Origin of the sequence: Flavobacterium sp. 140616W15, assembly GCF_003668995.1 — a bacterium.
Lineage (GTDB): Bacteria > Bacteroidota > Bacteroidia > Flavobacteriales > Flavobacteriaceae > Flavobacterium.
This window is the reverse complement of sequence record NZ_CP033068.1, coordinates 648,594-671,164: the sequence shown is the minus strand read 5'-3', so window position 1 is coordinate 671,164 and position 22,571 is coordinate 648,594. Positions and strand designations below refer to the sequence as shown.

The window sequence follows — 22,571 nt, the reverse complement described above, 5'->3', positions numbered from 1 at the left end:
TCTATTCTTAAATATCAATTATCATTTTTTTCACTATTTTTGCTCCAAATAAAAACGTAATGAAAAAAATTGTAAGCATAGCATTATTTGCCTTTCTTCTAAACGGTTGTGACGATGGAAATATTTCTGTAGAAAAAATTGATTTTGAAAACATACAGCCATCAAACTGCCCTGATGAAAAATCCACAAGCAGTCTTATTTTTAAACTAAAAGACACGGAATCATTATTACTTTATGTACCTAAAACTGTTTTTGCAGGCGAGCCTACTACTGATGGTGACACCCTTAAATACAGTATCGACACTAAATTATACCGAGTTATTTATCGTGCCTATAACGGTAAAGTTAGTACAAACAATATTTGCGACGTTATTCCACCAGCAACCCCTAATGTAATTGAAGAATGGGTAGCAACATCCGGAATAATACAAGTAGCAACAATAGTAAAAAAAGATACAGACCTAGATAACAATAGTTCTAGAATAAAAGGATATACCTATAGTATCGTTTTTAAAGATATTACATTCAACAAACCTGGTGGTCCTCAAACAGAAAAAAAATTCCCATTTGGAGATTTTACAACCACAATAGATGCCTTGCCGCTAACTTTTAATCCATCAAACGCAAATCAATGTTCTGTTACAAAACAGATATATAATTTCAATGATAAAGCATCACTTACTATTGACAACATAGACCCTTCTTTAATAGTAAACAAAGTCACACCACCAAATGAGCCAAGAACAGGTTTGATTAACGATATAACAAATAAATTATTTTATCGCGTATTTTCTGGTGCTCCTGTAGATGCTGATTATTTCTGTAAAACCATTCCTCCAGCTAACCCCTCGATTACTCAAATTTGGGCAGGTGTAAATGGAAAAATTGATGATGACAGTGGAATTATAGAAGTTACAACAACAACCAATGCAAATAACTTTTCACACACAATAACGCTTAGAAATACGACATTAAAAAAAGATAAAAATGATTTCAAATTAGGAAAGAGTTTTGTCCTAGGAACCATAATAACTAAGAAAGATTAAAACAAATATCAACACTCAAAAAGAATAATTAAACATTTCTTTTTGAGTTTTTTTTGACACTCTCTCAAAAAAAAAACTTACAAAAAACGTCTATTTTTAAAATGAGTTTCTCAATGAAATTCTCTTTTAAAAATAGACGTTTTTTTTATGCTTAGCTCTAATTTATTTCACAGCATAAAACCTGTTTTATTTGGTATTTTGTTTAAAATAAACCTCGGTTGCGCCTAAACCATATTTTTGATAATTGGCATCTTGAAAATCAATTCCATCATAACGCCCCAATAAAAAATCAAGCTCAGCTTTCAAAATTCCTTCACCAACACCATGAATAAAAACAATTTTAGGAATGCGATTTCTAATCGCAAATTCGATATGTCGCTTTGCAGTTTCTGTCTGTAAAGTCAAAATATCATAATTAGACATCCCGCGTTTATTTGGTACTAATTTCTCGATATGCAAATCAAATTCTGGTGCTGGAATTTCACGTTTATCCTTGCGTTCTTTTACAAAACTCCTTGCTTTTGGTTCTTCTTTCTCTTTTGAAACCTCACTTAAATTAATTCTTTTAATAGAATTCATTAAATTACTGGAATCATGCATTTTAATTAATTCATTGACAAAAAATGTCATCACAAACCCATCTTCTGTTTCTATAGTTACCTCGTTATTTTTAACCGATAACACTACTCCATTTATAGCTTCATCCAGAACCGAAACCTTATCTCCTTTATTCAACATCTTGCTCCTCTTTATCTTGATTTTTACTTGGCGTTTTTGCACTCAACTGCATCATCCCTATCATAAAAATTACAATCGCTACAATTGTAATGTATACATTTTTATCAGTAGATGACTGCTCATATAATGCAATCAAAATTGCAATTATCATTATCGGGATTCTTAACTTTTTCATTTTTATAAATTATCAGATTTCAAAAGTAATCAACTTTAAAATAGCATTTAATTATTCTTGAAACAGATTGAACTATTTTTCGTAAAATTGTAAAAAGACAAATCTCTTGAACCTAGAAAAATATATGCTGCCTTGCCTAAGTAAAACCCTCTTCGGAATAGAGTGTTTAGGATGTGGATTTCAACGTGCTTTATTCTTACTTTTTCAAGGTGATTTTAAAGCTGCTTTTGAAATGTATCCAGCGCTATATACTACCCTTTTATTTTTAGGAATTGTTGCTTTATATTTTTTTGATAAAAGCCGGAATTACAAAAAAACACTTTGGTTTTTCGGTATCCTTAATAGTCTAATTATGGTATTGAGCTATGCATACAAACACTATTACTAATGCTCCATAAATCAAAAAATCTATTTCTTAATCCGACTCAAAATATCATTTATCATTTCGATTTGAACTTTCTGAATTTCGATTAATTCTTGTTGCTGATGCATAATTAAATGATCTAACTTTTCATGCATCATTCTTATTTCTAATTCTGATTTTAGATTAATCATATAATCTTTTTTTGCTCTATCTCTATCTTTTTCTTCCTGACGATTTTGACTCATCATAATTACTGGAGCTTGCAAAGCTGCAACACATGACAAAATCAAATTAAGTAAAATAAACGGATAGGGATCAAAACCTTTATTTACCAAAATGTAAATATTGATAGAAATCCAAAGTATTATAAAAACGATAAATAGTATTATAAAAGTCCAGCTTCCACCGAAATCAGCTACTTTATCAGCTACTTTTTGACCAAAGCTTCTAACCTCTACTTCATCTTCAACAGCACTTACTAATAATTTCTGATCCGCTAGAGATCCCATTACATTTTTTTCAAGATTAGAAAGCACTCCTAACTCTGCGGATAAATAATTTGAAATGTATTTTTCACGAAACACATTTAATTCCTTTACAGAAATATATCCTTCTCTTGTAAATGAAGGATGATCGGCAATAATTAATGCCAAAATAGGACTTTGAATAGCCTTTCCTGAAACTTTTTCACTTTCTGGATAATAAATATGAGAAAGAGCACTTTTAAACATTCCGTTTGTTTTCATTTTGATACATTTATACAAGCTAATTTACTCTTTTAAATCATTTTATACTAGATACTTTCAAGCTGATTAATTATTTTTAATTATTGCAAACAGAATGTTAATGATTAAATTTCTTTAACTAATTACTACTTCTATTTACAAAAAACACATTACTTTTAGCATTTCAAACTAACAATTCAATTTAATAATTGTGACAAAAAATATGATTATTCAGAACATAAATGCTTTAAAGAGCCACTCTTCTATTAACTATGGAATCAAAACCAAAACAGAAGATTTTACAGAAAAGCTCTTTTACACTTTATTCGATTCTAATGCTCCATTAGATAAAAGTATCAATGAACTCGAAAAATGTTTTAAAGAAATAGCTATAATCGCCTGTAAAAAGTCAGAAAAATCATGTGAATCAATTTGGGAGCAATTTCTAGAAAAATTACCAATTGTTTTAGAAAAATTAATTCAAGATGCTACCTATATTTTAGAAAACGACCCAGCATCAAATAGCCTAGAAGAAGTATACCTAGCTTATCCTGGCTTTTACGCTATCTCCATATACCGATTAAGCCATGAATTATACAAATTGGACCTATTGCTCTTCTCAAGATTAATGAGTGAATATGCGCATCGTATTACAGGAACTGATATTCATGCAGGAGCAACTATTGCTTCTCCATTTTTTATAGATCACGCAACAGGAATTGTAATTGGAGAAACTACTGTTATAAAAAAACATGTAAAAATATATCAAGGAGTAACATTAGGCGCTTTAAGCATTACCAAAGAAATGAAAAATGCAAAAAGACATCCTACAGTTGAAGAGAATGTTTGCATCTATGCCAATGCTACAATTTTAGGAGGCGAAACTACAATTGGCAAAGACAGTATTATTGGAGGAAATGCATGGATCACTAAATCAATTCCAGAAAAATCGATTGTTACCAATACTACCACAACCGAAGTTAAAGTAAAAGAAAAGAAATAACATGAACACTCATACATTAGTAAACCTGATAGGAAACACTCCTTTGATGGAAACAGTGAACTTAGTAAAGAACAAAAACGTAAAACTTTTATTAAAACTTGAAGGAAACAATCCTGGTGGTAGCGTAAAAGATAGAGCGGCATACAATATGATTTTTTCAGCTCTAGAAAGAGGCGATATCAAAAAAGGCGATAAGCTTATTGAGCCTACAAGTGGTAATACAGGAATCGCTTTAGCTATGATTGCACAATTAATGGGCATCAACATCGAATTAATACTTCCTGAAGACTCTACAAAAGAACGTGTACAAACCATGCGTGCCTATGGCGCTACCGTTATTTTGACACCTGCTAGCGAAGGAATAATTGGCTCAAGAGATTATGCAGAAAGAAAAGTTGCCGAAGGTGGTTACATCATGCTTAATCAATTTGCAAACGAAGACAATTGGAAAGCACATTACAAAACTACCGGTCCTGAAATATGGAAAGATACTGATGGACAAATAACTCATTTTGTTTCTGCAATGGGAACCACAGGAACTATTATTGGTACATCGACTTATCTTAAAGAAAAAAACAATACTATTCAAATAATAGGAGCGCAACCTAGCGATGGTTCACAAATTCCTGGAATCAGAAAATGGCCTAAAGAATATTTACCAAAAATATTTGATGCAAAAAAAGTAGATACAGTTATTGATATAAGCGAACAAGAAGCACGCGAAATGACCAAACGATTAGCCTTAGAAGAAGGCATTTTTGCAGGAATGAGTAGCGGAGGCTCAGTAGCTGTAGCTTTAAAAATTGCGAATCAACTAGAATCTGGCGTAATTGTAGCTATAATTTGTGATCGAGGAGACCGATATTTATCTTCTGATTTATTTGATTAAAAAAACAAAGTTGCAAAGGCTTTTAAAAACGTAGCGTATTAAAATCCTTTGCAACTTTAAATTTTATTTCCTTTACCTCATACAAAAAGAAACATATCTATTAAAAAGAAGCTGCGTTAAAAATTGTCTCTTTTTCAAAAACGATAGTAAAAGTAGCTCCTCTATTTCTACCAAGACTTATTGCGCTCAATTTCCCTCCGTTTTTATCAATTATCTTTTTACACAAATACAATCCAATACCTGTAGAGGTTTCATTGGCAGTTCCTAATTTACCCATTTTAGTAAATTTTTTAAACATTTCTTCAATTTGAGTTTGATCAAATCCAATTCCATTATCGGAAACAATAAAAACGATCCTTTCCTCTTCTTTAAAAATACATAATGAGATTTCACTTCCTGTATAAGAAAATTTAATTGCATTACTAATCAAGTTAACTAAAACCTGAATTAACAATTCAGCGTCAATTTTAAGCACAGCTTCATCAACAGTGATATCAGAAACTAGTTTAATATTTTTATGAACTAAAAGCTGAGATACTTGTTCCTTTACAGCAGGAAGAATTAGAGCTATCTGAATTAATTTATCTACCGAACTCGATTTAGCAATTTCATCTTGTTGTTTTAATAATTTAATGAAATTTTCTATATATCGAAACTGTAAATCTGTTGATTCACAAATTAATTCTGCCATGTTCTTAACCGAATCTGATGGATTTTCCTCTATAATTAACTTTGCTAATCCTTGAGGGTTTCCAGCAAAATTTCGTAAATCATGAGAAATCATATAAATCAAATCTTGTTTTTCGTTGATAAAACTCTCCGACTCTTCGATAGACTCCTGAATATTACGCATTAACAACCCCGCTTCATCCTCGTATTGAGAAGGCAAAATAGACACCTTGCGATTCATCCTATACTCATTCAAGGCTTTTGATGCTACAACAATCGGCCTTATTAATTGATTAATAATCAACAACGTAACTGCAGTAGCAAATAAAGTCATCACTAAAGAAAAAATCAAAATAGAATTAGCCGAAATTGAATGATTACTGTAAAGCACAAAAAATAAAATCCCGATTAACGGAATATGAATACCTATAAAAGCGACAAATAGAAATTTAAACGCATAGCTTTTCTTCAAAAAACTAACATTTGACAATACGTGATACAACTTCATAAAAATAGCATAAGTTCCTGATTAAGCCGTAGAATTTGGGATTCTAGATTAAAACAAAGTTAACTTTTAAACACAAAAGAAATGTTAAATAAAAGAATTTGATAAAATATTTTCAAATTTAAATTTATAAAAGTTTACAAACCCTTATTTTTGCGCTATGGGAAGAAAAAATACAGACAAAGTTGTCTTTCATCAAATACAAGTCCTTGATGCTGGAGCAAAAGGCGTATCGGTAGCAAAAGCTCCCGACGGAAAAGTAATATTTATCCCGAACGTAGTCCCGGGAGATGTGGTAGATGTGCAAACTTTCAAGAAACGCAAAGCGTATTATGAAGGAAAAGCAGTTAAATTTCATGAATTATCAGAACATCGCATAGAACCAATTTGTGATCATTTTGGTGTTTGTGGAGGATGCAAATGGCAAAACATGAAATACAGCCAACAGTTGTATTACAAACAAAATGAAGTTAAAAACCATTTACAACGTATTGGTAAAATAGAACTTCCTGAATTTGAAGCTATTTTAGGTTCAGAAAAACAATTTTTCTACAGAAACAAAATGGAATTTTCATTTTCAAATAGCCGTTGGTTAACTGAAAAAGAAATAGAAAGTACTGAAGATTTAGGAAATCGTAATGCATTAGGTTTTCACATTCCAAAAATGTGGGATAAAATTCTAGACATCACTAAATGTCATCTGCAAGAAGACCCTTCAAATGCAATTAGAAACGAAATCAGAGCTTTTGCTAACGAACATAACCTAGCCTTCTTTAATCCAAGAGAACATTCTGGTTTATTAAGAACATTTATGATTCGTACTGCTTCAACTGGAGAAATCATGGTATTGATTCAATTCTTTGAAGAAGACAAAGCCAACAGAGAATTACTTTTGGATCATCTATACGAGAAATTTCCACAAATAACATCACTACAATATGTTGTAAACGGAAAAGCAAACGATACAATCTACGATCAAGATGTAAAGCTATATAAAGGCAGAGATTACATTTTGGAAGAAATGGAAGGTTTAAAGTTTAGCATAAATGCAAAATCATTCTACCAAACCAATTCTGATCAAGCATATGAACTATACAAAATAACTAGAGATTTTGCAGGACTTTCTGGTCATGAAACTGTTTATGATCTTTACACAGGAACTGGAACAATTGCACAATTTGTTTCTAAAAAAGCAAAAAAAGTAATTGGTGTAGAAAGTGTTCCTGAGGCAATTATAGATGCAAAAGCAAATGCCGAACGCAATAACATTACCAATTGTGAGTTTTTTGTTGGAGACATGAAAGTTGTATTCAACGAAAGTTTTATTGCTACCCATGGTAAACCAGATGTTATTATAACCGATCCGCCTCGTGATGGGATGCACAAAGACGTAATTGAACAAATTATGAAAATTGCACCTCAAAAAGTAGTTTACGTAAGTTGTAACTCGGCTACACAGGCTCGTGATTTAGCTTTAATGGATGAAAAATACAAAGTAACACGTGTACGTCCAGTAGATATGTTCCCACAAACACATCACGTAGAAAATGTTGTACTTTTGGAACTACGCTAGTTTTATTGAATAAAAAAGTGTGACAAATAAATCACAAATAATAAATGAAAAAAATACTTTTTACAATAATCGTAATTGCCTTCACTTTTTCAAGCTGTGAAAAGGATGATATTTGTGATCCCAATACCCCAACTACACCTCGATTGGTGATTTCATTTTTAGATCGTACTAATTCGACCCCTAAAAATGTAACAAACCTAAAGGTAATTGGGGAAAAAATGACCCAAGGTATTATCTTTAATGAGAATGCAGTTGTTGAGTCAGATAAGTACCTCACTAGTGCAAATACCATTTCTATTCCGCTTAAAACGAATGAAGATATTACCTCTTTTCGTTTTATATTAAACGCTAATAGTACGAATCTAGATTTTGTAAACGAGGATGTAATACAATTTAATTATACGCGTCAGAACATTTTTGTTTCAAGGGCATGTGGCTATAAAACCATATTTACTTTAAATAGAAATAATCCATTTATCCTAACCGATTCTAATAATCCAGAAGGGTTTTGGATACAAAATGTTTTTGTAGAAGAACCTAACATTGAATTTGAAAATGAAACACACATCAAAATATATTTTTAGTTTTTGCCTAATGTTGTCTTTGTTTACGGTTCAAGCTCAAGAAACAACTACAAACAAAACTGCAATAACAAATAAAACAGAGGTAAAAGCTGAAAAAACAGCTCCCAAAAAAGTCGCCACAGAAGTAAAACAAGATAGCATACCTGCAAAAACAGATCGTTATGGAGTTCGTTTTGGAGTTGATTTATATAAACTAACTCGTGGACTCTATGATTCTGATTATAAAGGAGTCGAATTCACAGGAGATTATCGATTAACAAAAAATACTATCTAGCCGCCGAAATTGGGACTGAAAACAAAACTACAGATGACGATAGACTAAACTCGACAGCAAAAGGTAGCTATCTAAAAGTAGGATTTGATTACAATATGTATGAAAACTGGCTTGATATGGAAAACATCATATCAGTTGGACTCCGCTATGGTTTTAGTACATTTAGCCAAGAACTAAATAATTACAAAATATACAATTCAGATCCGTACTGGGGAGAACTTCCTCCTACTGCTTCTGGTGAAAAATTTAGTGGTTTATCTGCTAGCTGGTTAGAAGTAAATGCAGGAGTAAAAGCCAAAGTTTTTAATAATATATTCGTAGGCTTCAGTGTGCAGTTAAAAACATTAGTTTCAAATAAAAAACCAGACAACTTCGACAATCTTTATATTCCAGGGTTTAACCGAACTTATAATGGTAATTTCGGAATTGGTTTTAACTATACCGTTTCTTATTTCATTCCTATTTACAAAAAGAAAGTTGTAATTCCAGGAACAGAAACGAAAAAATAATATAATTACAATTTGGTTATTTATATAACAATAACCAAATTGTAAAATATAAGCTAGGACTATCCTATTTCTTTAATACCTTTCATGAAAATCCATTTCATAAAAAGTTTCTCTCCATCCTTTGTTTTAGCTGCCTGAAATTTTGGAGATAAAAGTGTTCCCACAACAAATGCAGTCATCGGAACCCAAAAACCAGTTAATTCTGTATATTTTTCAACCAAAAATCTCGCTAATATAAATAGTATAGCAAAACAGCCTAGCTGATATAAAAATGCTCTTACTTGTAATTTTGTCATTTTCTTTTAGAGTTGCTAAGGTTCTGAGAGACTAAGATTCCAAGGTTTTACCTTTAGAACTTGAATTCTCGAACCAAAAAATTATTTTTAAAAGGTTACTAAGCAAAAAACTTAGAAACTTAACGTTTTAGGACCTTATTCAGAAACCTGAAACTTCGTTCTCTTACTTCCTTCGTACATTTCGTACTTCACTAATCTAGCTTCTAAACTTGCGTTAAAAAGTTTAATTTTTCTAGACGGTTTAAGTCCTACAAACTTCAAAGCTTCAAGATTAGCCGTAATAAACCAAGCATTCGTTCCAGGATAGTTTTTCTTTAATGTGTCACCAATATTTTTATAGAACTCTTCCATGTGAATATCCAGACGCTCATCATACGGAGGATTAAATACCATGTGCAAAGTTCCTTGAGTAGTTTTCTCAGTATCAAAAAAGTTATTTTCTTCGATAGTGATATAATCTTCTAGGTTTGCATTTCTAATATTGTCTTTAGCTTTGCTTACTGCACTTGGCGCTTTATCAAACCCTTTTATAGTATAATGAAACTCTTTCGTTTTTTTCATCAAACTACTTACAATCTGATCGAATAAATCATTATCCCAATCGTTCCATTTTTCAAAAGCGAACTCTTTTCTGTTTATATTCGCTGGAATATTACAAGCAATCATAGCAGCTTCAGCAAGAAAGGTTCCAGAACCACACATAGGATCAAGAAAATGACCTTGACCTTCCCAACCTGATAATAACAATACTCCTGCAGCTAATACTTCATTTATAGGAGCGATATTTGTAGCTGTTCTATATCCACGTTGATGCAATGAATTACCAGAAGTATCTAAAGCAACAGAAACTTGGTCCTTATCAATATGCACATTTATTCTTAAGTCTGGGTGTGCTTTGTCAATACTAGGACGTTGTCCTGTACGTTCTCTAAACTGATCCACAATAGCATCTTTACATTTTTGAGAAACGAACTCAGAGTGATTAAAATATTCTGAATGCACTGTTGCATCAATCACAAAAGTCTGATTGGCATTTATAAGCTTAGACCAATTTACACCCGAAATACCTTTATATAGACCTTGTTCATTATTAGCCCTAAAAAAGTAAATTGGTTTTAACACTTTCAATGCTGTACGCAACGATAAGTTGGCTTTGTACATAAACCCCTTGTCCCCTTTAAAACTCACCATTCTCACCCCTTGCTCAACATCTTGTGCTCCTAGCAATTGCAATTCTTTTGCTAAAATTTCTTCAAAGCCAAAAAAGGTTTTGGCCACCATTTTAAAATTATTTTCCATCTTTATATTTAAATTAAAACAGACTTATTTAAACAAAAATCAATCTGTAATAAAAAATTTCAAATCTACATAGCGACATTATATGTGTATCGCTTGCGAAAAAGTTATTTTTCAGCAAAAATACACTAAATTTGCGGGACTTGAATTAATTGAAAAAGAATAAATGTCTGAAGCACATCACCCATCTGTAACAAATCCAAATCAACCATCCGAAAACTGGTTCACTTCTTGGTTTGATACACCATATTATCATATATTATACAAAGACAGAAATTATAGAGAAGCGCAAATCTTCATGGATAATCTTACGCACTATCTTAATCTTCCAGAAAAAGCCAAAGTACTTGATTTGGCATGTGGAAAAGGCCGTCATTCTATCTATTTAAACCAATTAGGATTTAATGTTCTTGGAGCAGACTTATCCGAAAATAGTATCGCCGAAGCGAGCAAAAACAGCAATGAAACTTTGCATTTTAAAGTGCATGACATGCGCGAGCCTTTTGATGAAAAATTCGATGCTATATTTAATTTATTTACCAGCTTTGGTTATTTTGAAAATGACGAAGATAATCTCACTACACTAAAAGCGATAAAAGCCAGTTTAAGTGAATATGGTTTTGCTGTAATCGATTTTATGAATGTAACACAAGTAATAGAAACACTCGTTCCTGAAGAAATAAAAACGGTCGATGGCATCGATTTTCACATCAAAAGATATATAGAAGACGGACATATTTTTAAAGAAATAGATTTTGAAGACCAAGGCAAGAAATTTCATTTTACCGAAAAAGTAAAAGCCTTAACTTTAAAAGATTTTGAAGATCTAATGGAACAAGCAGGTATTTTTCTTTTAGATTTATTTGGGGATTATAAATTAAAGAAGTTTCATAAAACCGAAAGCGAACGATTAATCATGATTTTTAAGTAATTGAAACATCCTTTATTTACTTGATAAATAATAAAAGGAGGAAACTAAAAAACGATTAAACTAAATGAATTATCTATTACCCTTACTTTCTGTATTATTAGGATATATGGTTGCGTTGGTGCTAAAACCAAAAGACAAGACCAATCTTAAACTATTATTGGCATTTAGCGGATCATTTCTGCTATCGCTTACAGTGATGCATTTACTGCCAGAAGTATACGAATCACACAACCATAATATTGGATTATTTATAATGCTGGGGATTTTATTCCAAATCATACTTGAATTTTTCTCTAAAGGAGCCGAGCACGGACATGTTCATGGTCACGCCAAAATGTCACAAATTCCGTGGTTACTCTTTATTAGTTTATGCATACACGCTTTCCTTGAAGGATTCCCTGTAAGTCACCACCATGATATTGCCATTGGTATTGCTATACATCACCTACCAATTGCAATCATACTTACGACCTTTTTTATTAATGCACATCTTAACAAAAAAGCCATTTTTGCATTTATGATAACATTTGCAATCATGACACCACTAGGAACAATCGCATCTGTGTATTTACCATTTTTAAATGATTACTACACCGAAATTACAGCAGTTGTGATCGGAATATTATTCCATATTTCATCAACAATAATTTTTGAAAGCAGCGAAGGACACAAATTTAATATCGCCAAAATTTCAATGATTATTTTTGGGATTGCACTCGCCTATTTTATATAATATGGGCGTGCCCCTCTGGGTCGGGCTTTTGGCTATATCTTTTTTTTTCGTTCCTCACAAAAAAGGATGCCTCCTCAATCCCTCACGCGACTTAAAAATTAAAAAAACTCATTTTTCAAACAATAAATATTCAGTTTTTTTATTTCTATTTTTTTAACTAATTCGCTCTATTTCATATGAATTGTTTAACACTTAGTAGGAAAAACTTTGTAACTTTGATGCTTTGTAACTTAGAAACTCAAAAAACAAAATGACATTTACAAAAATAACAGAGCAGTCCTCAAAATACGAACATCTGGAAAAAATGTCTGTACATGACTTACTGACTAACATTAATCAGGAAGATAAAACAGTTCCCTTTGCAGTAGAAAAAGCAATTCCACAAATAGAAGCTTTAGTAGCTCAAATCGTAACCAAACTAAAACTTGGCGGACGATTATTTTATATAGGAGCAGGAACATCTGGTCGTTTAGCAATTGTAGATGCTTCAGAATGTCCTCCTACGTTTGGTGTTCCATTCGATTTAGTAAACGGAATCATTGCAGGTGGAGACAAAGCTATTCGCCAAGCTGTAGAAAATGCCGAAGATAATCCAAAACAAGCATGGATCGACCTACAAGCACATAACATTACCGAAAATGATGTTGTAATAGGTATTGCAGCCTCAGGAACTACTCCTTACGTGATTGGAGGATTAGAGCGTTGCAATGAAAATAATATTATTACGGGATGCATAACATGCAATGCCGAAAGTCCACTTTCGCAAACAGCACAATTCCCAATAGAAGTGGTTGTAGGACCTGAATTCATTACTGGAAGCTCCAGAATGAAAGCTGGAACCGCACAAAAATTGGTTCTTAATATGATTTCGACAACGGCTATGATTCAACTCGGAAAAGTAAAAGGGAACAAAATGGTTGATATGCAATTAAGCAACAGCAAATTAGTTGACCGTGGTGTAAAAATGATTATGAGCGAAATTCCCGTCTCATACGAACAAGCAGCTGAACTATTGCATACTTATGGAAGTGTACGAAAAGCAATAGAGAATCATAATATATAAAAGTGACATGTATTTTATAAAACATGAAACTGAAAATTAAAAAAATATGGGAACAAACAAAGAGTTAATAGGAAAAGGAATTAAATATTTATCTGGGTCTTTACCCCTATTATTTATTGGTCCATCGGTAATATACAATGCGTTTATGAACAAGCAAAACGTTTGGCATTACTTGGTTCTTGCTATTGGTATCATTGCCTGTTTAGCCGGAATGTATTTAATCTTTTATGGTTTAAAAACAATTATGCGAGGTCTATTTAATGACTAATTTCTTTAATTCAAATAAACACTAAAAGACTACAATGGATAGCTTAATTCATATTCAAAAAACATTCGATAAGGTTGTCTATATTGATAAGAAAATAAACAATCGCGAATTTGAAGATTGTGTATTTAGAAACTGTGATTTCTCAAACAGTAATTTTGCCTACAATACTTTTTTAGATTGTGAATTTATCGATTGTAATTTATCGATGACTAGTTTAAAAGGAACAAGTTTAAAAAATGTAACCTTTAAGAACTGCAAACTCCTCGGAATTGCATTTAATGAATGTGAAGATTTTCTATTTCAGGTATATTTTGAAGAATCTGCTTTAGACTACGCTTCATTTTCGAATAAAAAAATGCCAAAAACAAAATTTATAAATTGTTCGATGAAAGAAACTACTTTTATTGGTACCAACTTAACAAGTTCTGTTTTTGACAATTGTAATCTGGAAGGAGCCATTTTTAACGAAACACAATTGGCTAGTGTTAATTTTAAAACTGCTTATAATTTTAAAATTGACCCAGAATTTAATCCCATGAAAAAAGCACAATTCTCAACCGAAGGTGTTTTGGGACTTTTGGATAAATATGACATTAAAATTGTATAATTATGAATGCATCCGAATCGTATTTAGAAAGTATAAAAAAACAGTTTTTATATTATAAAACCCTAGGTGAAAAAGCAATCGCACAACTCGAACCCGAACAGCTTTTTGTTACCGTAAATGAAGATACAAATAGTATTGCTACTATAGTAAAACACCTCTCAGGTAACATGCTTTCGCGTTGGACCGATTTCCTTACAACAGATGGTGAAAAAGAATGGCGTAATCGGGATGACGAATTTGAAAATGACATACAATCAAAGGATGAAGTAATGGTTACTTGGGAGAAAGGCTGGAAATGCCTTTTTGATGCTTTAAACAGCTTACAGCCCAACCAACTCTCAGACATTATATATATTAGAAACGAAGGGCATACTGTTATTGAAGCCATCAACAGACAATTAGCACATTATCCTTATCATGTGGGGCAAATTGTATTTTATGCCAAACAATTAAAAAACAGTAGCTGGCAAAGCCTATCAATTCCGAAAAAAGAATCGAATAACTACAATGCAATAAAATTTGCACAAGAAAAAGAAATTAAGAACTTTACAGACGAAGAACTTAAGAAATTAAAATAAAACATACTCTATTTCTTTGTGTCTGTTCTGAGTAGCCCTGATTGAAGTGAAAATCCTTTTTATTTTTTTCTTTAAAAAATAAAAAGATTGTAGTGAAAAGCAGGAAAAAGCTCCAAAAAAATTAAATAAATCATTTATCATGAAAAAATTACTATTACTCCCTTTATTACTTATTGTTGCTTCTTGTTACAATGCCGAACACAATTGCAAGGATTTTAAAACTGGAAAATTCAAGTTTGAATTTGAAGTTGATGGAGTAAAGAAAACAACTCTTTTTGAACGAAAAGATGATATTGAAATCGAAACTTTTGAAGGCAAAACCGATACTGCAACTATTCGTTGGGTAAGCGATTGCGAATATGTTCTACAAAAGAAACATCCAAAAAATAAAGCCGAAGAGAAAGCTATCGGAATGAAAATTTTAAGCACTACCAAAGATTCGTATACTTTTGAGTTCGGAATGGTTGGTTCTAACCAAAAACAACGTGGAACCGTTGTTCGAATAGATTAATTTTTATCCCAATTACCCTTAATTAACACCTTTTTTAAATGGAAGTATTTTTAAATCCAGATGCATGGATTGCCTTATTGACACTGACTTTTCTTGAAATTATTTTAGGAATTGACAATATCATTTTTATATCGATAGTAACAGGCAAACTACCACCCGAAGAGCGTAAAAAAGCGACTCGAATTGGTTTGTTTTTGGCCATGTTCATGCGTATTGCTCTATTAATGGGTATCTCTTACTTAATAGCAATGAAAGCAACTGTTTTTAGCATTAATTGGGGTTGGTTAAATGCCGATTTTACTGGACAAGCTTTGATTTTATTAGGTGGTGGATTATTCTTGATCTATAAAAGCACCAAAGAAATAAGTGAAAAAGTAGATCATAAAGGCGAAGAAGAACAAACACTTAAAGGTGTTGCCAAAAAGTCTTTTTCGAATGTAATTGTACAAATTTTACTAATCGATTTAATATTTTCTGTAGATTCTATCCTGACTGCTGTAGGAATGACAAATGGTGTTACAGGTGCTTTAACGATTATGATTACAGCCGTTATTATTTCGGTAATGGTAATGATGTTGTTTGCTGTTCCTGTTGGAAATTTTGTAAATGCAAACCCTTCTATACAAATTTTAGGATTAGCCTTTTTAATCTTAATTGGATTTATGCTAATCACCGAAAGTATGCACCTATCTAATGCATCTCTAGTTGGAGAACATATTGGCGCAGTACCAAAAGGATACTTGTATTTTGCCATATCATTCTCATTGGCTGTAGAGTTTATTAATATGAAAATGAGAAAACGATCAAAATCATAACATCAGATTTTTATAATCAAAAAGCGCTAAGATAATCTTAGCGCTTTTTTAGTTTTAAAAAAGACTTTTAAAAGTGTAAAAAATTATCTATAATAAATACAACTAATTTTCTGCCCCTCTTAAAACAGTCAATTTTAATATTAAAATTATCATAGTGATTATAATAAGAACTATTCCAAAAATCATATTCGAATTAGTCCTGTTTTGCATTGATTTTCCATAAAAATAAACAATCAATGTAATGAAGAAAACAACAGCACTAAAAACCAAATAATAAAGATCACCTAATCCGTTTCCAAAACTTAAGTAACCATTTAAACAACTAAAAATCATTAATACACTTAAGACTAAATAACAATAAAACAATATATTAAACCACTTTTTTAGATTTATCATTTGATTAAATAAGTTTAATTATTCTATTTTACTAACCCATAAATATTCTTAATTATAATACAATCTTAAAAAAGAGCACTAAATTATTATAATAAAAAAGGACTATTTCACGCTCGTGAAATAGTCTCTTTTTCTAGTTTTATTTATACTTATATTGGAAATATAAATCTCAAAATTTAATTTTAAAAAACTTACGGATTTTGAAACTATTTTGTAATTATTCTAAAACCAATCCAATTTGTCCATCATCATCAAGTTCTGTTCCAACCGAATCTTCTTCGGATAGTTCTGGTTTTGCTGGAATTTCTTCTACTGGTTCTTCAAACGGTAGCGGATCTAATAAATTAACTTGTTTTAACTTATCGGCTGTTAGCTGATTTCCTAATGCTTTAAATCCTTTTACAGCAATAAAATCCTCTACATCGATATGTAAGTCCTCTTTTTGAACTCCTTTCACTTTAGTAAAAACCAATTGTGCCACTGGACGGTAATCTGTAGAAACAATTTCTAATTGAGAATTTGGGTGATCTGTAATAAAGCTTTCTTCTTTATTTTCAGTTTCAACTAGAAAACGTTTCAAAAAGTAACGTTCTTTTTCTCCATCAAAATAAATTGCCGAAATAGGCTTTTTAGGCTTCCATTTTTCCAAAACAATCATATCTTCATCAAAATGAGTTGATAATTCTGGAATAATAACTTTCAATTTACCTGTCTGACTAATAATTAATATCTTATCACTTGGCTTAAATTCTCCTAACAATTCTCCACGAGCATCTACATTCAGACGTTTTACTGTATCATCAAACCAAACTTTTCTTGGCAATAAAGTCGAAATCCCTTTTTCTTTAAGTTCGATTTTCTTAATTGGATATTTCGTCACTAAATTCCCTTTTGATCCACGGCCTTTTATAGCTAAAGCAGCAAAATCAATATCGAATTTCAGTTTCTTGATACTTCCAACCTGACGCAACAAAATAGTAATTACCTCAGCCTCTCCATTTGGGTTATGTGAAAAATAAACGACTTGTGAACCTGCAGTTTCATTGGTTAAATCATACGCTTTGTCACGCGTTACCCCCGAAACGTTAAAACGTTTTATGTATGAAGGCCCTGACTTTCCATCACGATACATCATATTATAAATCGTACGCTTATCGCTTTTATCGAAAATCGCAACGTGAATGATATCTTTACCTACAAAGGTCTTAGAATCAACTTTTGTAATTATCATTTTACCATCTCGTAAAAACACAATTACATCATCTATATCCGAACAATCCGTTAAATATTCGTCTTTTTTCAAGCTGGTTCCTACGAAACCTTCTTCGCGATTTACATACAGTTTTGTATTACGTAAAACTACTTTTGTAGCCTCAACATTGTCAAAAACACGAAGTTCAGTCTGACGCTCACGTCCCTTTCCATATTTCTCCTTTAATTTAGCAAAATAAGCAATCGCAAAATCTGTTAAATTTTCCAGATTGTATTCTACTTCCTTCATTTCATCTTCTAACTTAGCGATAAAATCATCGGCTTTATCAGAATCAAAACGGGTAATACGAATCATCGGAATTTGAGTCAAACGCTGTAAATCATCATCGTTGATATCTCTGACAAATGATTTTTTGAAAGGTTCAAATCGGTCATATAAATATTTATATAACGTTTCTCTATCAGAATATAATTTGAAATCAATGTACATTTCCTCACGAATGAAGATTTTCTCTAAAGTAGAGAAATGCCATTTATTTTTTAATTCCTCTAATTGAATTTCTAATTCTTGTCGGAGCAAATCAACTGTTCTGTTTGTTGAAATCTTCAACATTGCAGAAACTCCAATAAACAACGGCTTATTATCTTCAATAACGCAACCTAAAGGTGCGACAGAGGTTTCGCAAGCTGTAAATGCAAACAATGCATCAATTGTTTTATCTGGTGAAACTCCTGGAAAAAGGTGAATCAAAATTTCTACATCGGCCGCAGTATTATCTTCAATTTTCTTGATTTTGATTTTGCCTTTTTCATTGGCTTTCAAAATACTATCAATTAAAGTAGTCGTATTGGTCGAAAACGGAATTTGTGTAATTACAAGTGTATTCTTGTCTAATTGTGCAATTTTGGCACGTACACGTACACGTCCGCCACGCAATCCATCATTATAATTAGAAATATCAGCAATACCCTGAGTCATAAAATCAGGATACAATGTAAACGGTTTTCCTTTAAGAATTTTTATCGAAGCATCGATTAATTCATTAAAGTTATGTGGCAATACTTTAGTCGAAAGTCCTACTGCAATACCTTCGGCTCCTTGTGCCAAAAGCAAAGGAAATTTTACTGGAAGATTATTTGGTTCTGCACGACGACCATCATATGAAACACCCCAATCGGTAATTTTTGGTGAGTATAAAACCTCTAAAGCAAATTTAGATAAACGTGCCTCAATATAACGTGAAGCTGCAGCTCCATCTCCTGTTAAGATATTACCCCAGTTTCCTTGACAATCTATCAATAAATCTTTTTGACCAATTTGTACCATTGCATCACCAATACTCGCATCTCCGTGTGGATGATACTGCATGGTGTGCCCCACTACATTGGCAACTTTATTATAACGACCATCATCCAACTCTTTAAGAGAATGCATAATACGACGCTGTACAGGCTTAAATCCGTCTTCGATAGCAGGAACAGCACGTTCCAGAATTACGTACGAGGCATAATCCAAGAACCAGTCTTTATACATTCCGGTAACTTTGGTAATGGTATCACCACTCTCATCATTATTATCGTAAAAATGCCCTCCTTCAAAAGATTTAGCATCTACTTCGATAATTTCATCAGATTCATCTTCTTCTTGATTGTCATCATAAGAATTAGTATCCTCCGAGTTATTTTCTTCGTTATCTGGAATTATGTTATCGTCTTCTTCGTCTTTCATTTAATTATATTCGAAATTATAAATTTAATGCTATTTGCTTTTGATGAGTTCTTTTAAAACCTCAACACTTGGTAACACTGTTTTATATTTACTGGCAAAAATTTGCTCATTATTCTCTGGTAAAGTATATCTTACTACTGCCTCACTTTTGTTTTGGCAAAGTATAATTCCAATCGTTTTATTTTCATCTTCCAAACGCATTTCTCTATCATAATAGTTAACATACATTTGCATCTGACCTAAATCTTGATGTCTTAATTCCCCTATTTTTAAATCAATAAGTACAGAACATTTTAAAATTCTATTATAAAAAACTAAATCTATTCGGAAATGTTTATCATCAAATGTAATTCTTTTTTGTCTTGCGACGAAGGTGAATCCATGTCCCAACTCTAGTAAAAAATGTTCTAGTTTATTAATAATTTCTTCTTCTAGTTGCAATTCTGAATATTGATGCAATTCAGGCAATCCTAAAAATTCAAGTATATATGGATCTTTAATAATGTCTTTAGGTTTTTCAATAATCTGTCCTTTTTCAGACAGCTTTAAAACACCTTCTTTATCGCGACTTAAAGATAATCTGGTGTAAAGCGCAGAATCATACTGTCGTTTTAATTCTCGAACACTCCAATTGTGTTTCTCTGATTCTATTTCATAAAACTGTCTTTCATTTTCATCATCAATTCGCATTAAGAAAATGTAGTGTGTCCATGTCAATTTAAAAAATGAAGATAATACCTGATAATCTAATTTATTAAATTGCGTAACTACTGACTGCGTTTTTTGAGATTTGAATTCCCCAGTCAGTGACTGGGTTTTTTGAATTTGTGAAATCTGAGACACTGATTCTGAAATTGAGTAAGCTAAATAAAACTTTCTCATGTTCTCCAAATTAACTAAAGAAAAGCCTTTTCCAAACTCTTTTGTCAATTGTTCAGAAAGCCCTTTTAATAATTGTTTCCCGTATTGTGCTCTTTCTTTTCCATTTTGCTCTTCTTCAACAATCATTCTTCCAATTTCAAAATACGTACAAACCATCGTTGAATTTACGGTACGTAAAACCTGTTGTCGGGCACTTTGCAATAACTCGACTACTTGTTGAAATATGACTTTATTTTGAAGATCGGTTGACAATATATTTTTATTTTAGTCTCTATACTTCCTCTTCTATCGCATCCAACTCAACCTTCAAGTTTTTAATAATAAACTCTTGTCTGTCTGGTGTGTTTTTCCCCATATAGAAAGATAGTAATTGTTCTATCGATGTATTTTTATCCATCATAATAGGATCAAGTCGAATTGTTTCTCCAATGAAATTCTTAAACTCATCTGGCGAAATCTCCCCCAAACCTTTAAATCGCGTGATTTCTGGCTTTGGCTTTAATTTTTCGATAGCAGCTTTTCGTTCGTCTTCAGAGTAGCAATAAATCGTTTCTTTCTTGTTTCGAACTCTAAAAAGCGGTGTCTGTAAGATATATAAATGGCCTTCTTTTATTAATTCTGGAAAAAATTGCAAGAAAAAAGTAATCAACAACAAACGAATGTGCATACCATCGACATCGGCATCGGTTGCGATTACTATATTATTATATCGCAGTTTTTCTAATCCGTCTTCAATATCTAAAGCTGCTTGCAGTAAATTAAATTCTTCGTTTTCATACACAATTTTCTTGGTCATTCCGTATGAGTTCAAAGGCTTACCACGCAAACTAAAAACCGCTTGTGTGTTTACATCACGGGATTTGGTAATAGATCCCGAAGCCGAATCTCCCTCGGTAATAAAAAGGGTGCTTTCTAAGTTTCTAGGATTCTTTGTATCTGGAAGATGCGCACGGCAATCTCTTAATTTTTTATTATGCAGATTGGCTTTTTTAGCACGATCTGTTGCCAATTTTCGGATTCCAGATAATTCTTTACGTTCTCTTTCTGCTTGTAGAATTTTACGCAATAAGGCTTCTGCAGTTGTTGGATTTTTATGTAAATAATTATCTAATTTATTCTTTACAAAATCATTTACAAAGGTACGAACTGATACTGGTGGCGTTCCATCATCAGATCCCATATCCATCGAACCTAATTTGGTTTTGGTCTGAGATTCAAATACAGGCTCCATAACCTTGATGCTAATCGCACTCACAATCGATTTACGCACATCTGATGCTTCAAAACTTTTGTTGTAAAACTCTCGTATCGTTTTTACAATTGCTTCTCTGTAAGCTGCTAAGTGCGTTCCTCCTTGCGTTGTGTTCTGACCATTCACAAAAGAGTGATATTCCTCACTATATTGTGTTTTACTATGCGTTAGAGCAATCTCAATATCCGTATCTTTTAAATGAATAATTGGATATTCTAAATCTTCAGCATTAATTGTTTCTTCTAATAAGTCTCTAAGACCATTTTCTGAATAATATTTTTCGCCATTGAAAATGATTGTCAAACCATTGTTTAGGTAACAATAGTTTTTAACCATTTTTATTACATATTCTAATCTGAATTTATAATTTTTAAAAATGGCTTCATCTGGAATAAAAGTTACTTTTGTTCCTTTTCGTTTTGTTGTATCAATTACATCTTCTTCATGAACCAGATTTCCTGCTGAAAATTCGGCTGCTTTTTGTTTGTCGTCACGTACAGATTCTACACGAAAATAATTAGAAAGTGCATTTACTGCCTTGGTTCCTACTCCATTTAATCCTACTGATTTTTGGAAAGCTTTGGAGTCATATTTTCCTCCTGTATTCATTTTTGAAACTACATCAACTACTTTTCCTAGAGGAATTCCACGGCCATAATCACGAACCGATACGGTTTTATCTCTGATAGTTACTTCAATAGTTTTTCCTGCACCCATAACGAATTCATCGATACAGTTGTCTAAAACCTCTTTTAACAGAATATAAATACCATCATCGGGTGATGATCCATCTCCCAATTTTCCGATATACATTCCGGGACGCATACGAATATGTTCTTTCCAGTCGAGTGATCGAATATTATCTTCGTTATATTGATTTTGCTCTAGCATAAATGAGTTTTGGATTTTTTGCTAATGTACTATATCTCCTTAAAAAATGAAAGTCAA

The 22,571-nt window shown here is 32.0% G+C and carries 23 protein-coding genes and 1 pseudogene; 15 read left to right on the top strand and 9 right to left on the bottom strand.

All coding sequences use genetic code 11. The features are described from left to right. The first annotated feature begins 59 nt into the window (after nt 1–59). Nucleotides 60–1,046, top strand: a complete 987-nt coding sequence (locus EAG11_RS02970; protein ID WP_129537831.1) for a hypothetical protein — start codon at nt 60–62, stop codon at nt 1,044–1,046. 186 nt (nt 1,047–1,232) lie between these two features. On the opposite strand, the gene EAG11_RS02965 is transcribed toward EAG11_RS02970, so the two are convergent. Both EAG11_RS02965 and EAG11_RS02960 read right to left on the bottom strand, forming a co-directional pair. Beyond that, on the bottom strand, nt 1,233–1,784 hold the full coding sequence (locus tag EAG11_RS02965; protein ID WP_129537830.1) for a Smr/MutS family protein: 552 nt from the start codon (nt 1,782–1,784) through the stop codon (nt 1,233–1,235). Next, entirely contained in the window at nt 1,774–1,959 is a 186-nt protein-coding gene (locus tag EAG11_RS02960; protein ID WP_129537829.1) for a hypothetical protein, read from the bottom strand. The genes EAG11_RS02965 and EAG11_RS02960 overlap by 11 nt, the downstream gene beginning before the upstream one ends. 124 nt (nt 1,960–2,083) lie before the next feature. Between EAG11_RS02960 and EAG11_RS02955 the strand changes: the two genes are divergently transcribed. After that, the gene (locus tag EAG11_RS02955; protein ID WP_371414655.1) at nt 2,084–2,347 is read left to right on the top strand and encodes a DUF2752 domain-containing protein; all 264 of its coding nucleotides are present in this window, start codon (nt 2,084–2,086) and stop codon (nt 2,345–2,347) included. Between the two features lie 20 nt (nt 2,348–2,367). On the opposite strand, the gene EAG11_RS02950 is transcribed toward EAG11_RS02955, so the two are convergent. Next, nucleotides 2,368–3,069, bottom strand: coding sequence for a DUF1003 domain-containing protein (locus EAG11_RS02950; protein WP_129537827.1), 702 nt, complete (start codon nt 3,067–3,069; stop codon nt 2,368–2,370). Between the two features lie 190 nt (nt 3,070–3,259). Between EAG11_RS02950 and epsC the strand changes: the two genes are divergently transcribed. Both epsC and cysM read left to right on the top strand, forming a co-directional pair. Beyond that, nucleotides 3,260–4,051: a serine O-acetyltransferase EpsC gene (epsC, locus tag EAG11_RS02945; RefSeq protein ID WP_129537826.1), complete on the top strand. Its 792-nt coding sequence runs from the start codon at nt 3,260–3,262 to the stop codon at nt 4,049–4,051. Nucleotide 4,052: 1 nt separating this feature from the next. After that, nucleotides 4,053–4,940: a cysteine synthase CysM gene (gene cysM / locus EAG11_RS02940; RefSeq protein WP_129537825.1), complete on the top strand. Its 888-nt coding sequence runs from the start codon at nt 4,053–4,055 to the stop codon at nt 4,938–4,940. A 100-nt stretch (nt 4,941–5,040) separates the two neighbouring features. Here cysM and EAG11_RS02935 read toward each other — a convergent pair whose 3' ends face one another. Next, a complete protein-coding gene (locus EAG11_RS02935; RefSeq protein ID WP_242499247.1) occupies nt 5,041–6,081 on the bottom strand; it encodes a sensor histidine kinase KdpD in 1,041 nt (346 codons plus the stop codon). Between the two features lie 193 nt (nt 6,082–6,274). Between EAG11_RS02935 and rlmD the strand changes: the two genes are divergently transcribed. The 3 genes and pseudogenes from rlmD (at nt 6,275) to EAG11_RS02920 (ending at nt 9,054) form a co-directional block, all read left to right on the top strand. After that, nucleotides 6,275–7,687 carry a 23S rRNA (uracil(1939)-C(5))-methyltransferase RlmD gene (gene rlmD / locus EAG11_RS02930; protein ID WP_129537823.1) on the top strand — a complete coding sequence of 471 codons (1,413 nt, stop codon included), beginning with the start codon at nt 6,275–6,277 and terminating at the stop codon, nt 7,685–7,687. 44 nt (nt 7,688–7,731) lie between these two features. Continuing rightward, nucleotides 7,732–8,271, top strand: a complete 540-nt coding sequence (locus tag EAG11_RS02925) for a DUF6452 family protein (RefSeq protein WP_129537822.1) — start codon at nt 7,732–7,734, stop codon at nt 8,269–8,271. Beyond that, a pseudogene (locus EAG11_RS02920) lies at nt 8,243–9,054 on the top strand (DUF6048 family protein). Before EAG11_RS02925 ends, EAG11_RS02920 begins: the two are co-directional and overlap by 29 nt. Before the next feature lie 59 nt (nt 9,055–9,113). Here EAG11_RS02920 and EAG11_RS02915 read toward each other — a convergent pair. Both EAG11_RS02915 and EAG11_RS02910 read right to left on the bottom strand, forming a co-directional pair. Beyond that, nucleotides 9,114–9,350 carry a hypothetical protein gene (locus EAG11_RS02915; RefSeq protein WP_129537821.1) on the bottom strand — a complete coding sequence of 79 codons (237 nt, stop codon included), beginning with the start codon at nt 9,348–9,350 and terminating at the stop codon, nt 9,114–9,116. Nucleotides 9,351–9,485: 135 nt separating this feature from the next. Further along, the gene (locus EAG11_RS02910; protein WP_129537820.1) at nt 9,486–10,649 is read right to left on the bottom strand and encodes a class I SAM-dependent RNA methyltransferase; all 1,164 of its coding nucleotides are present in this window, start codon (nt 10,647–10,649) and stop codon (nt 9,486–9,488) included. Nucleotides 10,650–10,812: 163 nt separating this feature from the next. Here EAG11_RS02910 and EAG11_RS02905 point away from each other — a divergent pair, with 163 nt between their 5' ends. From EAG11_RS02905 to EAG11_RS02870, 8 genes are all read left to right on the top strand, one after another. After that, nucleotides 10,813–11,577: a bifunctional 2-polyprenyl-6-hydroxyphenol methylase/3-demethylubiquinol 3-O-methyltransferase UbiG gene (locus EAG11_RS02905; protein ID WP_129537819.1), complete on the top strand. Its 765-nt coding sequence runs from the start codon at nt 10,813–10,815 to the stop codon at nt 11,575–11,577. Between the two features lie 64 nt (nt 11,578–11,641). Continuing rightward, nucleotides 11,642–12,310, top strand: coding sequence for a ZIP family metal transporter (locus EAG11_RS02900; RefSeq protein ID WP_129537818.1), 669 nt, complete (start codon nt 11,642–11,644; stop codon nt 12,308–12,310). 250 nt (nt 12,311–12,560) lie between these two features. After that, nucleotides 12,561–13,373 (top strand): N-acetylmuramic acid 6-phosphate etherase, encoded by an 813-nt coding sequence (gene murQ / locus EAG11_RS02895; protein WP_129537817.1) that lies wholly within the window; start codon nt 12,561–12,563, stop codon nt 13,371–13,373. A gap of 46 nt (nt 13,374–13,419) precedes the next feature. Then, nucleotides 13,420–13,641, top strand: a complete 222-nt coding sequence (locus EAG11_RS02890; protein ID WP_129537816.1) for a DUF6095 family protein — start codon at nt 13,420–13,422, stop codon at nt 13,639–13,641. A 34-nt stretch (nt 13,642–13,675) separates the two neighbouring features. Continuing rightward, nucleotides 13,676–14,248, top strand: coding sequence for a pentapeptide repeat-containing protein (locus EAG11_RS02885; RefSeq protein WP_129537815.1), 573 nt, complete (start codon nt 13,676–13,678; stop codon nt 14,246–14,248). 2 nt (nt 14,249–14,250) lie between these two features. After that, nucleotides 14,251–14,826: a DUF1572 family protein gene (locus tag EAG11_RS02880; protein WP_129537814.1), complete on the top strand. Its 576-nt coding sequence runs from the start codon at nt 14,251–14,253 to the stop codon at nt 14,824–14,826. A gap of 139 nt (nt 14,827–14,965) precedes the next feature. Then, nucleotides 14,966–15,337, top strand: coding sequence for a DNA topoisomerase IV (locus EAG11_RS02875; protein WP_129537813.1), 372 nt, complete (start codon nt 14,966–14,968; stop codon nt 15,335–15,337). Nucleotides 15,338–15,375: 38 nt separating this feature from the next. Then, nucleotides 15,376–16,152 (top strand): TerC family protein, encoded by a 777-nt coding sequence (locus EAG11_RS02870; protein ID WP_129537812.1) that lies wholly within the window; start codon nt 15,376–15,378, stop codon nt 16,150–16,152. A 613-nt stretch (nt 16,153–16,765) separates the two neighbouring features. Here the strand turns inward: EAG11_RS02870 and EAG11_RS02865 are convergent. From EAG11_RS02865 to EAG11_RS02855, 3 genes are read right to left on the bottom strand one after another with little or no spacing between them, the layout of a single operon-like run. Further along, on the bottom strand, nt 16,766–19,489 hold the full coding sequence (locus tag EAG11_RS02865) for a DNA gyrase/topoisomerase IV subunit A (RefSeq protein WP_129537811.1): 2,724 nt from the start codon (nt 19,487–19,489) through the stop codon (nt 16,766–16,768). Between the two features lie 30 nt (nt 19,490–19,519). Then, complete coding sequence (locus EAG11_RS02860; protein WP_129537810.1) at nt 19,520–20,623, bottom strand: YhcG family protein; 1,104 nt, start codon at nt 20,621–20,623, stop codon at nt 19,520–19,522. A gap of 19 nt (nt 20,624–20,642) precedes the next feature. Further along, nucleotides 20,643–22,514 carry a DNA topoisomerase IV subunit B gene (locus tag EAG11_RS02855; RefSeq protein ID WP_129537809.1) on the bottom strand — a complete coding sequence of 624 codons (1,872 nt, stop codon included), beginning with the start codon at nt 22,512–22,514 and terminating at the stop codon, nt 20,643–20,645. Between the last annotated feature and the right edge of the window lie 57 nt (nt 22,515–22,571).